The organism is Acinetobacter pseudolwoffii, assembly GCF_002803605.1.
Taxonomy (GTDB): domain Bacteria; phylum Pseudomonadota; class Gammaproteobacteria; order Pseudomonadales; family Moraxellaceae; genus Acinetobacter; species Acinetobacter pseudolwoffii.
Genome location: NZ_PHRG01000002.1, coordinates 42,585 through 56,216, shown reverse-complemented (window position 1 = coordinate 56,216; position 13,632 = coordinate 42,585). Strand labels below are relative to the sequence as shown.

The following is a 13,632-nucleotide window of genomic DNA, read 5'->3' as shown; positions in this document are numbered from 1 at the left end:
GGCCTTAAGTGAAAGAGCTTAGTTACCGCGATAAGTCGAATAACCATAAGAGCTCAATAACAGTGGAATATGATAATGCTCTAAAGCACCATCAATCATAAAGACCACCGGTACTTCAGGGAAGAATGTCCGCTGATTATTGGCCTTAAACCAGTCACCCGTTTTAAAGGTCACTTTATAAATACCCTTTTGCAGATTGGTATCTTTTGGATATAGCTCTTTAATACGGCCATTTTGATCTGTTTCAGCTTCATTGAGCTTGACCCATTTCTCACCTTGCTGTGCTTCCAAAGTAACTGCAATATTTGCGGAAGGTAAACCTGTTTCCTGATTCAGAACATGCACACTAAGTGGATTCTGTGCAAAGGAAAGCGTGGCTGCGGTGCTCGCAAGGGTTGCTAGCAGGATTTTTTTCATGTTGTATTCCTCAGTAGATGGATGAAGTAATATTGAATAAAAGAAACCAATAAGACTTATTTAAATAGATTAAAGCTGTTTTAAAGTGCTTTGAATGCCGCTATTGGCACATTGATGATCCTGTTCCGAACCGCCTGCACCCGCAACACCTACAGCACCTAAAATATGATTCTGGTACATAACAGGTACACCGCCACCCAGTAACAGCAGTTCAGGCAAACTATTCAGGTTCTGTGCGTCCGGATTGTTCTGGGCATTGCGCATAAAATCCAGCGTACTGGTTTTCGTTGAATACGCGGTAAAGGCCTTGCGTTCTGCTGCGATCAGGTTGTGAATGCCGACAGATTCATGGCGTTGACTAGCCAGCAGATTACCACCCTGATCCAGAACCACGACTGCTGCGGGCTTGGCCTGTTTCTGGCAGGCCAACATGACATTGCTGGCCATAAGCTTTGCTGCTTCTAGCGACATGACTGGTGCTGTTTTTAATTCTGCATGTGCCAGTGAGCTGAGTAGTAATGAGCTGCTGAACAAGGCTAGGGTTGTTTTGGCGATTGAATTTTTCATACTTGTCATTCATGCAATTGAATACTGTTGCTATTGTAGAAAGAAATACGCCAGTGCAGCATGACAATCAGATTACCAATTTGTAATCTAGGCATAGCTAAAAACAGCTAAACTACTGACATGCATATTTTAATTGTAGAAGATGAAGTCAAGATTGCTGAATATCTGGCAAAAGGACTGAGTGAGTCAGGTTATAGCACGGCCATTGCTGAAAATGGCGTGTTGGCATTGGCCTGTTTGCAGCAACAGTCATTTGATCTGGTACTGCTGGATGTAATGCTGCCAGATCTGGACGGCTGGCAGGTGCTGAAAACCTTGCGAACTTTTAGCCAGATTCCGGTATTGATGCTCACTGCACGCGATCATGTGCTGGATCGGGTGAAAGGCCTGGAGCTTGGCGCCGATGATTATCTGACCAAACCTTTTTCCTATATTGAGTTACTGGCCCGGATCAAAAGTCTGTTGCGCCGTGTGCCGCGACTGGAGCAGGAGGCCTATCAGGTTGCAGGTCTGGTATTGAACCGCCTAAAGCATGAAGTATATCGTAATGAACAAAAGATCGAATTAAGCCAGAAAGAATTTGCGCTGTTGCAACTGTTGATGGAGCATCAGGGGCAGGTGATGACCCGGAGCCAGATTGCCTCCATGGTCTGGAATATCAATTTTAATACCGATACCAATGTGGTGGATGTGGCCATTCGCAGGCTGCGGAGCAAAATTGATGATCATTACACGCCAAAACTAATTCATACCGTACGCGGTATGGGTTATAAACTTGATGAATACCCATGAACAATCCTATCTTATTACCGCTGGCAACACGCTTGAGTATTGCGTTTGCATTGGTGTCCTGCGTGGTTTTTTTGAGTGTGGCGTTACTGTCTTATCAAAATATGCAACAGATGATTCAGGCTCAGCAGGATCAGGCACTGGCTGCACGTATTTCCCGAATTGAAATATTTCTTGAAGATGCCCAGAGTTTCGAGCTTTTGGTTCAGCATCCCAAATTATATGAAAACATGCTGGGGCAAGAAGATAATCTACTGCTGCTGCAACATCAGAATAATCGCTTGATTGAAATCAATCCTTTGCAGATTCATATTCCGGCATTGCACTATACCTCTGCCTTACAGTTTCAGAATAATCAGGCTGAACAGCCTTCGACACGACTGGCTTTTAAACAGGTGCAGTTTGATGGTCGCAGTTATCAACTGGTGGCTGGTAAGCAGCTGGCAGAGGGACAAAGGATACTGGCAAGCTATTTATCAAAACTGGTGCTCTATAGTCTGCTTGGCATACTGCTCTCGACCTTGATGGCCTGGCTGGCAGGACGCTATATTCTCAAGTCCATGCGCCAGTTGATGCTGGCTACAGCACAGGTCAATATTCAGCAGCCCAATCAGCACATCGATGTTCAGAGTAATACGCTTGAGGTTCAAGAGCTGCGTCAGGCCATGAACGATATGCTCGCTAATATTCAGGCTGCGTATCAGCAGCTGGCACGTTTTTCTGAGGATATTTCACACGAACTTCGCACCCCATTAAACAATTTAATCGGGCAGACACAGATTCTGTTATCGCGGTCGCGCGAACCTGCTGAACTGGAAAATCTGCTCTATTCCAACTTGGAAGAATACGAACGCCTGAGCCAGATGATTGAAAGTATGCTGTTTATCGCCCGGGTAGAACATGGCGGATATGCGATTGAAAAACAGCATTTCAATCTAAATGACATGCTGCAAGAATTGCTTGAGTACTTCAGCTTTCTGGCCGAAGAGAAGCAGATGCATTTAAAAGTGGATGTTCCGCCAGATTTAAGTCTGACAGCCAGCACCGTATTGTTACAGCGCGCAGTCGCCAATCTGATCAGCAATGCCATTACTTATGGTCAGCCTGGGAGTGAGATTATTGTGTCTGCACAGCGACTCAACCACAGGATTAAAATATCAGTGTTGACGCCAGAAGTCTGGATTGCAGAGCAGCACCATCCGCATTTATTTGAGCGTTTTTATCAGATCGATGACAGCCGGCACGAAAAAGCCCAGACGGGTGGTCTGGGCCTTGCCATTGTACAGTCGATCATGCAGCTCCATCAGGGGCAGACAACTGTAGAAAATACACCGTCTGGCGTGATCTTTAGCCTGTCCCTACCTGATGAGCAGACTGGGTTTTAACCACGACCGCGTCCGCGACCACGAGGTGCTTTGGTATTTGGACGAGTTGTACCATTGGTACGACGTTTCGGCTTTTCGCTTTCGTCCATTTGCCAGATACGTTTGGTACCTGATTTTTTCACTGAACCATCTTTGTTCTTGCGAACCATTGGCTTACCACCCGTACCACCCGGTTTTTTCACATAAGAACGTGAACGGTATGGCTCTTCAGCAGGAACATTCTGGAAATCTGGATAAAGTAAAGGTTCAATTTCTTTGGTTTCACCCGGTTTAATATCCATACGTACAAGGTCAATATCACCAATTTTAGTACGGATTAAACGCAGTGTAGGGAAGCCCACCGCAGAGGTCATACGACGAACCTGACGGTTACGGCCTTCACAAATTGAAATCTCAACCCAAGACGTTGGGACAGATGCACGGAAACGTACAGGAGGATTACGCTCCCACAACCATTCCGGTTCAGATACTTTTTCAGCTTTGGCTGGAAGGGTCATGCCATCTTTAAGTTCCACACCTTTACGAAGCTGCTCAAGTGCTTCTTCGGTGACATCACCATCAACCTGCACCATATAGGTTTTAAACTTTTTATTGGCAGGATTGGTGATGTACTGGTTCAGACCACCGTGATCTGTTAAAAAAACCAGACCTTCTGAGTCCATGTCCAGACGACCAGCAAGACGTAAATCTTTGTCGTCGATGAAATCAGCCATGGTTTGGTGTTTTTCATCTGGGCGGAATTGGGAGAGGACGTCATAGGGTTTGTTTAAAATGACGATTTTCATAGGAAATAACTTCTATAATTACATAAACTTAAAAAATGTAGAGGCTTATTTTAAAGGGAAATTTGGTTATTTCCCGTATAAATCTCAAAAACAACGAATCTGGATTAGAATATTATGCGTTAAGAACAGTTGAAAGTATTGCCTAATTGGCAATTATTTTTAGGTTTGTCAGTAGCATTCGGAAAAATATGAAGAATAGAATATCAAAAGATCGTAATACCTGCGGATGGTGCCAAATTACCGTTAATGCAGACCTGTCACTCAACCTAGCAAATAATCCAATTGTCCCATGTATCAAAGGGAATGAAATTGGTGCTGATATTACACCAACAATACAGGCTGTGGTAGATGTTACAGTTTAAAAGTATAGAGTAGTAAGCCCTCAAATGCCGGGACTAAACACCTAGAATCACCTTGAACTAAATTGTGCGTTAAACATGAACTACTAGAAAGAAGTCCTGACCTGATCATAAAGAAGATTTTAGCTATAAAAATAGCCAAAGAGCGAACATTCACGCAGTCTTGCGCTGGAGGTCAAGCGCAAGACTGCGAGCTTTTTTTGAATTTGATCATCCTACTATTGCAGATATACTTAACTCATTAAAGCCTGATTCTCCTAATTAAAACCTATATTAATCGCAGGTTTCTCAGGGGGATTAAATTTTCTTAAATTCTGATTGATAAACGCCCAAAAGTTAAAATGAGTATCAAGCTGCAACTTTGCGTAAAGATTGTAGTGAGCCAGAACAGGATTTGTTCTGAGTTGAATCACTTAGCCAACCTATTATTACATTGACGCATTTGGATACAGCTCGATGATTGGCATATTTTCCAAAAACGTTAGAGTGATCAATGGAACTTCCAGTGATAGAGACGTTTCTCCGAAGGAGTACATAATATGGCCAAATCTAAAGCGAAACATAAGCAGGTCCAACAAAAGGACAAGCAGGACAGCGCTCAGAATGAAGAGCAACAACAGCAACAGCAACAACCAGCCAAACCCTCCCGTGCAAAAAAACGTAAGTAATTCCTAGCTACCTTCCATAACAACGCCCTTACATAAGGGCGTTGTTATATCATTGATTTTATAAAAATATCATTCAAAAAATTACAAGATTACGACTTTAAATTGTGCTGTTCTGCTTAAGATAAAAACCATCTTTCTAAAATAAATGCGAATAATATTGGTGAAATTTTTTCGGATTTTAAGCTTAATTTTATCTGTATGCTTTGTCTTGACCGCCTGTCAGCCACCACCTTCAGGTGAAGCAGCAGGATGGAAAAGTCCTTATCTTTATTGGCAACTGAAAAAGACTCAATTAGAAGCACTGTTACAGATTCCGGTCGAAGGTATTACAGTCCGTCAAATTAATGATACGTGGGGAGCCGCGCGCAGTGCAGGCCGTAAACATGAAGGGACAGATATTTTTGCTCGACGTGGCACACCTGTCTTAAGTGCCACCCAAGGGATTGTACGTAAAATTGGCACCAATAATCTGGGTGGGAAAGTTATCTGGGTGACAGGGCCTGATATGAGTCAGCATTACTATGCGCATCTGAATGATTATGCTGAGCATATTCAGGAAGGCGACTGGGTGGAAGCGGGCGAAGTGATTGCCTATGTCGGCAATACTGGAAATGCCAAAAATACTCCGCCACATCTACATTACGGGATTTATCTGAGCGGGCAAGGGGCGACCAATCCATATCCTTATTTCGTGCCTTCTCCTTGAGCAGAAACTGGATGGGGTTGTGTTTCAGGAGTGAATCTGGCAGGACGGGTACACCAGAATAATTGCAATGTTCCTAATAAAAGAACAAATGCAGCTAATATGAACTGTTGATGATAGCTCAAACCAAAATATTGCAGCGCACTAAAACTGAGTCCGCCAATCAGCTGAACAGAGGCGAAACACAAGGTGGCAATGCTCCAGAGTTTTTTATACGCCAGCCCATACAGTTGCAAAATGGTATAAGAGGTCAGGAAGACCACAGCAGGGTTTAGCATGCCGGTCAAAAAGGAAGAGCTCAACGTGAGCAATGCTTGGCCCTCTAGAGTCGCAATAAAAATAGCCACAATATAAAGACTATAAAGAATTTTTAGGGCAGCAAAATTACCGAATTTTCTGGCCAGTGCATAAGCACTGAAGGCACCTAAAGCACTACCAAATCCATAAAGAATCCAGTTGAAGTTAATCCAGAACAAGCTCAATTCCAACTGCTGGCTTAAATAATCAATCCAGAAGAGCGAATGCGGTATATAGGCAAAGGCGCTACACGCGTAGACAGCCAGTAAGCTATAAAAGACGCTACTCAAAGATATCTTGGAGGTAGTCGAAGGTGCTTGTACGGACAAATAAGGCTTAAATTTTTGGATAAGTCCACTTAAACATAGACAAATGAGCAGGGCAAAGCCACATAAGATCAGCCAGGCAGTCTGTATGGAAATCTGATCAAGATAAGGCAGAAACAGGGTTGCAATTAATACACCTAATCCGATTCCGCTAAAACCGATAAAGTTGATTTTAAGACGATCCTGAAGCTCACAGCACTGCGCAACTACACTCGGCGATAAGATCATCATCAGCCCGCCGCTGATTCCTGAAATCACGCGCCAGACGATATACCAAACTTCAGAGAAACCAGAAAATGCACAGCACATCAGACTGAACATACCGGCAAAAGCTGAAATTTGAATATACCTGCTCATACTGCGGTCTTGAGGCAGACGCATGGCGGTATAGGCACCGATTAAATAGCCCAGTAAATTGGCACTGCCCAAAAGCCCGGCAAAATCTGTACTCCAGCCAAAGGCTTCTCGTGTACCCGGTAACAGCGCAGTATAAGAGAAACGAAGAATGCCAATCCCCAAGCACATACTAAGGCAGAGAAACAGGCTGAGTTTAATTGTGTGTGAGGACATCCGTGTACTCATAAAGTTTTATATTTGGTTAAAAAATAACATGAATCTTCGTGATTAAGGAGAAATCACTTGATAAGAAACCATTGAGTGCAGGAATTTGTGCTTCAGGAAGTCTTTGTACTTTTTAAAATGTTATAAGTCGAAACTTTGAATATGGAGAGAAATAAAAAACCGCATTCAGAAATGCGATTTTTTTATGTTGTCTATTTCAGGAATTAACGCATCTTGGCCAGGAAACGGCCAACACGAGTGATGGCTTCACGCAGTTCATTTTCAGCCGGCAGGAACACGACACGGAAATGATCCGGTGTTGGCCAGTTAAAGCCTGTACCTTGAACCAGAAGTACTTTCTCTACACGTAACAAATCCAGCATTAGTTTTTCATCGTCCTGAATTGGATACACATTCGGATCCAGTTTCGGGAAGCAGTACATCGCACCTTCAGGTTTGACACAAGATACCCCTGGAATCTCGTTCAGCATTTCCCAGGCAATATTACGCTGTTCATATAAACGGCCACCGGGACGAATCAGGTCATTAATAGACTGGTAACCACCCAGGGCGGTTTGAATCGCATATTGTGCCTGATGGTTGGCGCACAGTCGCATCGACGCCAGCATATCAAGACCTTCAATATAGTCTGCTGCACGTGCTTTATTGCCGGTAATGGCCATCCAGCCGGAACGAAAACCAGCAATACGATAGGCTTTAGATAAACCGTTAAACGAAACACAGAGCTGATCGCCAGCCAGAGCTGCTACAGCAACATGCTCGATTCCATCGTAGATAATTTTGTCGTAGATTTCATCAGCAAATAAAATCAGGTCATATTTCTTGGCCAAGTCGACAATTTGTTGTAACACATGACGTGGATAAACTGAACCGGTCGGGTTATTCGGGTTGATAATCACAATACCACGGGTATTTGGCGTGATTTTACTTTCCATATCGACAATGTCGGGATACCAGTGATTTTCTTCATCACATTTATAGTGAATCGCTGTACCGCCAGATAGATTCACTGCCGCCGTCCAGAGTGGATAATCCGGCATTGGAATCAGCATTTCATCGCCATCATCCAACAGACCTTGCATGGCCATAACAATCAGTTCAGACACACCATTACCGATATAGACGTCATTGACGTGCATATCCAGAATGCCTTTTTGCTGATAATACTGACAGATCGCCTTACGTGCCGGGAAAATCCCTTTGGAATCGGTATAGCCAATCGCATTCGGCAGGTTTAAAGCTACATCATTGATAATTTCCTGCGGCGCTTCAAAACCGAATGGGGCGGGGTTGCCGATATTCAGTTTGATAATCTTATGACCCGCTTCTTCCATCTCGATGGCCGCTCGTAACACAGGCCCGCGAATGTCGTAGCAAACATGCTCGAGCTTAGACGATTTCTTAATTTCGCGAGGGGTTGGGAGAGTGTTCGGCATTTTGATGTTCTCGGAAAGAGTGGAGGTCACTTTTGCATAACGGTATAAATAACTTTTAAATGTCTCAGTTGTTACCAGATCGAGATGATGTTCATCTCTGAGTAAAGCAACAATTCTTTCATGGGTAAATCCTAGCTGTTGATACTGTCTGATCACAGGAAGTAAATTCTGAAAAATTACGCTCTTTTTTTGCGACATTTTTTAATCCTGAGCAAGAATATGACTAAGCTTAACACTAAATTTGCTCACAAAAAAGCATTTAGTACATAAGTTGCTTACTTTGTTTCTGCATATTTGCTTACTTTTTGCTTTTTTGGCTATTATAGGTCTTTTGTAAATTGTTAAATAAACACTAGAATTTTTAAATTGAATCACGTAAATATAGGATTATCCTATTTTAAATAGCAAGATAAAAAGGTACGCAATCATGGGAAAACTCAATAAAACAGACAGAGAATGGCAAAGAGAGTTATCACCTGAAGAGTTCCGTATTACACGCCAAAAGGGAACCGAACCCGCATTTACCGGGAAATACTGGAATACCAAACAAGATGGTGTTTACGTATGTCGCTGTTGTGGTGAACCTTTATTTACTTCAGAAACCAAATTTGACAGTGGTTGTGGCTGGCCAAGCTTTTACCGTCCCCTGAGCAGTTCAGTCATAGAAGAATTACCTGATACTTCACACGGGATGGTCAGAACTGAAATTGTTTGTCATTATTGTGACGCACATTTAGGGCATGTTTTCCCTGATGGTCCAGAACCGACGGGCTTACGTTATTGTGTAAACTCGGCTTCTTTAGAATTAGAAACACAAGAAAAAAATGATGAGGAAACCTATCCATGACCAGCATTTATCAGTTTGAAGCTGAATTGTTAGATGGTAAAAGCAAACAGCTTGCAGATTATGAAGGCAAGGTACTTTTAATCGTGAATACAGCAAGTAAATGTGGCTTTACCCCACAATTCTCAGGATTAGAGAAGCTTTACGAGAAATATAAAGATCAAGGTCTGGAGGTCTTAGGATTTCCATGCAACCAGTTTGGCGGTCAGGATCCAGGTTCCAATGAACAGATTGGTGAGTTTTGCCAGAAAAATTACGGGGTATCTTTCCCGATGTTTTCCAAAGTGGATGTTAAAGGCCCTGAAGCGCATGCCATCTTCCGTTATTTGACCAATAATTCCAAAGGTATTTTAGGAAATGGGATTAAATGGAACTTTACCAAGTTTCTGATTGGACGTGATGGTAAGGTTTTGAGCCGTTTTGCACCGACGACCAAGCCTGAAGATCTTGAAGTTGAAATCGAAAAAGTACTCTAAACTTTATTTTGAGACATGAAAGAATTTTTGAGTGCTGGATTAAAATTGATCGTATTGCATTTTTATAAAAAAACCACTGTATTTACAGTGGTTTTTTTGATTATGACTTAAATCTAGAGAATCACTTTTAGACGTTGAATGACTTGTTCACATTGTGCCAGATCAGCAACCAGAGCTAAACGTACATGATTTTCACCCGGATTACCTTGTTCAGTATTACGAGACAGATAACGGCCCGGCAGAACTTTAATATGGGCTTTTTCCATCAGCATTTTGGCAAAGGCTTCATCATTGTCGACTTTGAGCCAGTAGTAGAAACCGGCATCCGGTTTTTTCAGTGGCAGCAGGTGACCGAGTTCTTGCTGGAACAAATCAAATTTGGCGCGGTATTGCACCCGGTTGTCTTCCACATGGGCTTCATCGTTCCAGGCAGCAATAGAAGCCAGTTGGTGCTGTACCGGCATCGCTGCACCGTGATAAGTACGATACTGCAAATACGGTTTTAGTAAAGTTGCGTCACCGGCGACAAAACCTGAACGCATGCCCGGCAGGTTGGAACGTTTAGACAGCGAGTGGAATACCACACAGTTTTTATAGTCATCACGACCGATTTCAGCACAGACTTCCAGTAAACCCGCGGGTGCCTGATCAAACCACAATTCCGAATAGCATTCATCTGAAGCAATGACAAAGTTGTATTGATCTGACAGCGCAATCAGCTTTTTAAACTGTTCTTTAGACAGCACCGCACCCGTTGGATTGCCCGGCGTGCAGACAAATAATAATGCGGTTTTTTCCCAGACTTCTGCCGGAACGGCATCAAAGTCACCGAGGTAATTATTTTCCTCAGTACAGTTGATGAAATAAGGTTTGGCACCTGCGAGCAGCGTCGCACCTTCATAAATCTGGTAGAACGGGTTCGGCATCACCACATAAGGTGCCTCTTCTCGGTTCACCAAGGCTTGTACAAAAGAGAAAATTGCTTCACGTGTACCGGAAACGGGCAGGATATTGCTGTCTGCACTGATGCTATTCAGCTTAAAGCGGCGGCTTAACCAGTTGGCAATACTTTCACGTAGTTCGGGAAGACCTTTACTGTTGGGATAAGTCGATAAATGTTTAAAGTTATCAATAATCGCCTGTTTCACAAACTCCGGTGCAGGATGCTTTGGTTCGCCAATCGACAGGGGAATTAATGGCATATTTGCAGGCTGGATATCCGCAAAAAGCCGATTTAACTTTTCAAAGGGATAAGGGTGCAATAAAGACAAGCTAGAGTTCATGAAATGTGTTACCGAGCAGAGTGTTAGTGTTGACCGCTGACCTGATGTGAAGCCTCATCCAGGGCAGCTTTGAGTGCAGCTGCAAATTCTTGAGACTCAGTCGGGCTCATCGGGATGCCATTTTTTTTGGTGACAAAGAAAATATCTTCAGCACGTTCGCCAAGTGTGGCAATTTTGGCAGAGTGGATATCCAGCCCTTGCATCATAAATAAACCGCCAATTTTGGCAAGTAAACCAGGATGATCCAGAGTCGCAATTTCGACCATATTCTGATCCAGAGCCGCATTCATCGTAATATCGACTGTATTTTCAATATCGAAATGACGGAGTTGACGCGGAATGCGGCGTTGCATCAGACCCGGATATTCATCTGAATGGCTCAAAGCGTCTTTCAGGGCTTCAATGACGGTGGCTTCCCGTTCAGGGTCGGTGAGTAAGGTACCAAAGCGATCCAGCACCACATAGGTATCCAGACTAAAAGCTTTGGTCGCGGTAATAATCCGCGCATCTTGAACATCCAGATTCATACGATCCAGAATGGCAACTGTGGTCGCAAACAGGTTCGGTTTATCCTGAGTATAAATAAAGATCTGTACCGCATCCTGAGCATATTTTCGATGCGCCCGCATCAGCACCAAAGGCGCAGGATTATCGCCATGTTGTAAAATGGCGCGGGTATGCCAGGCAATTTCATCCGCGGTTTCTTTCAGGAAATAATCATCACCCAGTTCCTGCCAGACTTTTTCAACATCATAGAGCGAGAAATGCTCGACCAGACGTTCACTGGCTTCAAACTTGGTGTCTTCAATCAGCATCTGATAATCGACCGGACGGCCGAGACCAGAACGGATCACATCACGCGCCTGCGTATAGAGCTGACGCATCAAGGATGCGCGCCAGGTATTCCAGAGCTTGGGATTGGTGGCATTGATATCCGCAACTGTCAGGGTATACAGATAGTCCAGATGCTCCATATCGCCCATTTTTTCTGCGAATTCTTTGACCACATCCGGGTCGGAAATATCTTTTTTCTGCGCAGTCACAGACATCACCAGATGATTCTGGATCAGCCAGGCCACCAGATTACTTTCGCGTTCGGTAAAGCCATGGCTACGGCAGAATTTAATGGCATCGGCTGCTCCAAGCTCACTATGATCACCGCCACGACCTTTGGCAATATCATGAAAAAGAGCTGCCAGATATACAATGTCACGACGGGTCAGGCGCTGGAACACTGAACTGACCACAGGAAATTCCTTGGCAAATTCAGGTGCTTTAAAGCGATTTAAATTGCGTAGCAACAATAAGGTATGTGCATCGACCGTATAGATATGGAACAGGTCATATTGCATCAGGCCCAGAATCTGCCCAAAGGCCGGGATGTAATTACCCAGTACGCCATAACGCTTCATCGTCACCAGGGTGTCGTAGAGCCGATGCGGTGAGCGGATAATCGCCATAAACAGCGCCTGATGCACCGGATTATCACGAAAATCCTGATCAATGCGTTTTCCTGCCAAGGTCAGCAGGCGTAAGGTACGCGCACGAATGCCCTGAATTTCAGGACGATTGGCCAGCAGATAGAAAATTTCCAGAATCGCGCTTGGATTTTCCGAGAAAATCTTGTGATGCTGAACTGCTAACTTGCCATCGACCAGTTTGAAATTTTCATTAATTTCCTCAATCTGGCGTTCATATTGCGGTAAACGTGGGGTAATCACAGATTCATTGAAGTAGGCCAGCAGCATTTCATTGAGTGTAGAGACTTGCTGTGCGCTGCGATAATAGCGCTTCATAAACTGTTCGATCGGATAGTTCGGATGATGCGCCTCATCACGCACATAGCCGAATTTAGCCGCAATATCACGCTGATAATCGAACAGTAAGCGGTTTTCATCGCGCTTGGTCAGGCGGTGCAGATGATGGCGAATTTCCCAGAGAAAACTTTCAGCTTCTTCGAGCACACCGAGTTCAAATTCAGAAATAAAACCCAGATGTACCAGATCATAAATCCGGTTGACGCGGAAATGTCGTTTGGCAATCCAGCCGATCTGGTTGATGTCGCGGATACCGCCCGGCGCATTTTTAATATCCGGTTCCAGATTGCTTTCGGTATTGTTGTGCTGAGCATAGCGTTTATGCTGCTCATCCATTTTGGCATCAAAGAAGGTTTTATCGGTCCAGGTGCGTGACACGATGCGCCGTGGCCATTTGCACAGGTTCTCATTGCCAATAATCAGGCGTGCTTCGATTAGCGTAGTGGCAACAGTGAGATCACTACTGGCCTGACTGACACAATCATTGATGGTACGCACGCTGATCCCCGGTTTGAAATTACCGACATCCCAGAGTAATGAAATGAAGGTAGAAATCAGCTGTTCCTGCTCTGGACTAATCTCGTCTTCTGACAGGATCATGAGGTCGACATCAGAATAAGGCAGCATTTCACGGCGACCATAACCTCCGACAGCAAACAGGGCCAAATCGGTTTGATCCAGTTCGGCGTATTTCCAGAGAAATTGCAGTGCTTCATCAATCAGATTGGAACGTGCCAGAATAATATCCCGAATCGACTGTCCATTTTCAAAACTCTCCTGTAGCTGATTTTCGACATCACTACGCCATTGATTGATGGCTTTAATGTCATGGTTACTTTTAATGTAATTCAGCAGAGGTAAGGTATTGATCATGAACAGTGGTCCGTTGGTATTTTAG

General features: G+C 43.9%; 13 protein-coding genes and 1 pseudogene. 7 read left to right on the top strand and 7 right to left on the bottom strand.

Annotated features, from left to right (window positions below):
* Positions 1-18: 18 nt before the first annotated feature.
* Both uraH and CWI32_RS04915 read right to left on the bottom strand, forming a co-directional pair.
* Positions 19-417: a hydroxyisourate hydrolase gene (uraH, locus tag CWI32_RS04920; RefSeq protein WP_100355846.1), complete on the bottom strand. Its 399-nt coding sequence runs from the start codon at positions 415-417 to the stop codon at positions 19-21.
* A gap of 69 nt (positions 418-486) precedes the next feature.
* Entirely contained in the window at positions 487-984 is a 498-nt protein-coding gene (locus tag CWI32_RS04915) for a GlcG/HbpS family heme-binding protein (protein ID WP_100355845.1), read from the bottom strand.
* A 120-nt stretch (positions 985-1,104) separates the two neighbouring features.
* On the opposite strand from CWI32_RS04915, the gene CWI32_RS04910 reads away from it, so the two are divergent.
* Complete coding sequence (locus CWI32_RS04910) at positions 1,105-1,776, top strand: heavy metal response regulator transcription factor (protein WP_005097421.1); 672 nt, start codon at positions 1,105-1,107, stop codon at positions 1,774-1,776.
* Complete coding sequence (locus CWI32_RS04905) at positions 1,773-3,158, top strand: heavy metal sensor histidine kinase (RefSeq protein ID WP_100534789.1); 1,386 nt, start codon at positions 1,773-1,775, stop codon at positions 3,156-3,158. Before CWI32_RS04910 ends, CWI32_RS04905 begins: the two co-directional genes overlap by 4 nt.
* Here the strand turns inward: CWI32_RS04905 and CWI32_RS04900 are convergent.
* Positions 3,155-3,943 (bottom strand): rRNA large subunit pseudouridine synthase E, encoded by a 789-nt coding sequence (locus CWI32_RS04900; RefSeq protein ID WP_005170277.1) that lies wholly within the window; start codon positions 3,941-3,943, stop codon positions 3,155-3,157. The genes CWI32_RS04905 and CWI32_RS04900 overlap by 4 nt on opposite strands.
* A 195-nt stretch (positions 3,944-4,138) precedes the next feature.
* Between CWI32_RS04900 and CWI32_RS15330 the strand changes: the two are divergent.
* The 3 genes and pseudogenes from CWI32_RS15330 to CWI32_RS04890 all read left to right on the top strand — a co-directional run.
* Positions 4,139-4,302 (top strand): annotated as a pseudogene (locus tag CWI32_RS15330) (NADP-dependent isocitrate dehydrogenase); the annotation flags it as partial.
* A 539-nt stretch (positions 4,303-4,841) separates the two neighbouring features.
* A complete protein-coding gene (locus CWI32_RS15465; protein WP_005170281.1) occupies positions 4,842-4,970 on the top strand; it encodes a hypothetical protein in 129 nt (42 codons plus the stop codon).
* A 145-nt stretch (positions 4,971-5,115) separates the two neighbouring features.
* Positions 5,116-5,676, top strand: a complete 561-nt coding sequence (locus CWI32_RS04890; RefSeq protein WP_100534788.1) for a M23 family metallopeptidase — start codon at positions 5,116-5,118, stop codon at positions 5,674-5,676.
* Here CWI32_RS04890 and CWI32_RS04885 read toward each other — a convergent pair.
* A complete protein-coding gene (locus CWI32_RS04885) occupies positions 5,655-6,866 on the bottom strand; it encodes a YbfB/YjiJ family MFS transporter (protein ID WP_100534787.1) in 1,212 nt (403 codons plus the stop codon). The two genes, CWI32_RS04890 and CWI32_RS04885, sit on opposite strands and share 22 nt — an antisense overlap.
* 215 nt (positions 6,867-7,081) lie before the next feature.
* Positions 7,082-8,512 carry a pyridoxal phosphate-dependent aminotransferase gene (locus CWI32_RS04880; protein ID WP_100534786.1) on the bottom strand — a complete coding sequence of 477 codons (1,431 nt, stop codon included), beginning with the start codon at positions 8,510-8,512 and terminating at the stop codon, positions 7,082-7,084.
* 229 nt (positions 8,513-8,741) lie between these two features.
* Between CWI32_RS04880 and msrB the strand changes: the two genes are divergently transcribed.
* Both msrB and CWI32_RS04870 read left to right on the top strand, forming a co-directional pair.
* Complete coding sequence (msrB, locus tag CWI32_RS04875) at positions 8,742-9,161, top strand: peptide-methionine (R)-S-oxide reductase MsrB (protein ID WP_100534785.1); 420 nt, start codon at positions 8,742-8,744, stop codon at positions 9,159-9,161.
* Positions 9,158-9,634, top strand: coding sequence for a glutathione peroxidase (locus tag CWI32_RS04870; RefSeq protein ID WP_005097407.1), 477 nt, complete (start codon positions 9,158-9,160; stop codon positions 9,632-9,634). Before msrB ends, CWI32_RS04870 begins: the two co-directional genes overlap by 4 nt.
* A 113-nt stretch (positions 9,635-9,747) precedes the next feature.
* Here the strand turns inward: CWI32_RS04870 and dapC are convergent, their stop codons facing one another.
* Positions 9,748-10,917 carry a succinyldiaminopimelate transaminase gene (dapC, locus tag CWI32_RS04865; protein WP_100534784.1) on the bottom strand — a complete coding sequence of 390 codons (1,170 nt, stop codon included), beginning with the start codon at positions 10,915-10,917 and terminating at the stop codon, positions 9,748-9,750.
* A gap of 23 nt (positions 10,918-10,940) precedes the next feature.
* A complete protein-coding gene (glnD, locus tag CWI32_RS04860) occupies positions 10,941-13,607 on the bottom strand; it encodes a [protein-PII] uridylyltransferase (RefSeq protein ID WP_005097404.1) in 2,667 nt (888 codons plus the stop codon).
* Positions 13,608-13,632: the final 25 nt, after the last annotated feature.